Below are 2,104 nucleotides of genomic sequence, written 5' to 3'. Positions count from 1 at the left end.
TTGCTGACTCACTAAAAAGCCAAGCCAACTCATTAGGTCAAGCTATATCTAATGGTAATGACGCAATAGGTATAGTCCAAACAGCTGATAAAGCTATGGATGAACAGATTAAAATACTAGATACTATTAAAACCAAAGCTATCCAAGCAGCTCAAGATGGTCAAAATAGTGATTCTAGAAGAGCTCTTCAAAATGATATCTCAAGACTTCTTGAAGAGTTAGATATGATAGCTACTACTACAAGCTTTAATGGCCAACAACTCTTAAATGGTAACTTCTCTAATAAAAACTTCCAAATAGGTGCTTATAGTAATGAAACAGCTAAAGTAAGCATAGGTGCTACAAACTCAAATACAATTGGGCATACTAGGTTTGAGACTACGAATAATGGTATATTCTCTATTATATCAGCTTTATCTGATGGTGTAACAGTAAAACTCAGCGGAATTGATGGATATCCTAGTGGTTATACATTTCAAAAAATTGATGCCACTACTTTACAAACTGATGGTTACAAAGCTGTAGCCGAAATGATGAATGGTGTAAGTGATAAAACTGGTGTAAAAGTAAATGTAAATAATACTCAAATTTTTAGTGACGCTGTAAAAGCCGGAACAGTTCAAGGTTTAGCTATTAATGGCGTAGTGATAGGTAATATCAAAACTCAAGCTAATGATGCCGATAACGCTCTAATCGCAGCAATCAACGCTAAAAAAGATGAAACAGGCGTAGAAGCTAGCTTACAAAATGGCCATCTGGTTTTAGCAGCCAAGGATGGTAGAGCGATTAGAATAGGAACATTTTCTAATAGTTATACTGCCTTGGGTGGTAGACTATCTGGTGCTTCTGAAGCTTCAGGGCAAGGTCTTGCGTCTGCTGGTATGGTATTTTTAGGTCAAATTACTTTTGTTCGCCAAGATGCTAGAGATATTAAAGTTGGCTTGGATGGGTTACAAGTGATTAGTGGCTTAAGTACTGTGTCTATGGGGGCGGTAAGTGCTTCAAACTCATATAATCAAGCTTCAGTTAATCTTAAATATATGAACTCTGGAACTATAAGTGCAGCTTTGGCTAAAGCTATGGGATACTTTGATGGAGGTGCTTCCAACGCTGGTATGGGCTGGGGCGATCAAGCCGGTGGAGTAAATACCTATGGTGGTGCTCAAGCTATGGTGGATGTAGCTGAAAGTGCTAGAAAAACTCTAGATAAACTAAGAGCAGATCTAGGCTCAGTCCAAAACCAATTAGTAGCTACTATTAATAATATCACAGTTACCCAAGTCAATGTCAAATCAGCTGAAAGCCAGATAAGAGATGTGGATTTTGCTAGTGAGAGTGCGAATTTCTCTAAATTCAATATCCTAGCTCAAAGTGGTAGCTACGCCATGAGCCAAGCCAACGCCGTCCAACAAAATATTTTAAGATTGTTACAATAATTTAATCTGTGCTTCGCACGGTTACCCCTATAAAATCCGTGGCGTAAGCCACCCATTGAAAGGCTTTTCCAGGGGGTTAGGGGTTGTTAAGGGGGAAGGGGTAGCGGCTGCCAAAAAAGCGCTCCCCTTCCCACTTAAAAAAGAAATATTTTTAATATTTTAAATTCTACCCTAAAGGTCAGCAAAGCTAGTCTTTGCGATAAACTTTAGAAAAGTTTAATTAAACTAAAGCCCCGCAAGCGGGGCTCCCCAATTCTTTGCCCGAAATTTTTTAGAAATTTGAATTTTAAATTTATATTTCTTTTTTTGCGGATTTAAATTTTTGAAATATGAGAGAAATCTAAATTTTTCTTTTCTTTTTTAAGTGGGAAGGGGTACCCCATTTATGGGGACTTTAGTGTTTGCTACTTTAGCACGGACTTTGTTCGTGCGTTAAAAGTAGATAAAAATAAAAAGCGCTTTTTTTGGCAGATGAGTAGCGTGACAGCAAAAACGATGTAAATCATCGTTTGCGACGCTACGAAAGATAGCAACACCTTGGCTTCCCCCTTCACAACCCCTAACCCCCCCCCGTAAAAGCCTTTCAAAGTTGCTGCGCTGGGCGCAGATTTTACTTCGCAGACTAGCAAAGCTAGTCTTTGCGATAAACTTTAGAAAAGTTTAATTAA

Annotated in this window: 1 protein-coding gene; it reads left to right on the top strand. The window is 38.4% G+C overall.

Annotated elements, in window-relative coordinates; all coding sequences use genetic code 11:
• The coding region (locus CCAL9328_RS10470) for a flagellin B (protein WP_170000616.1) at positions 1–1,436 on the top strand (1,436 nt) is incomplete at its 5' end.
• Between the last annotated feature and the right edge of the window lie 668 nt (positions 1,437–2,104).

The sequence above is a fragment of the Campylobacter sp. RM9328 genome (assembly GCF_012978615.1).
Note: the sequence above shows the minus strand (reverse complement) of the source record. Positions and strands in the feature narration are given on the sequence as shown.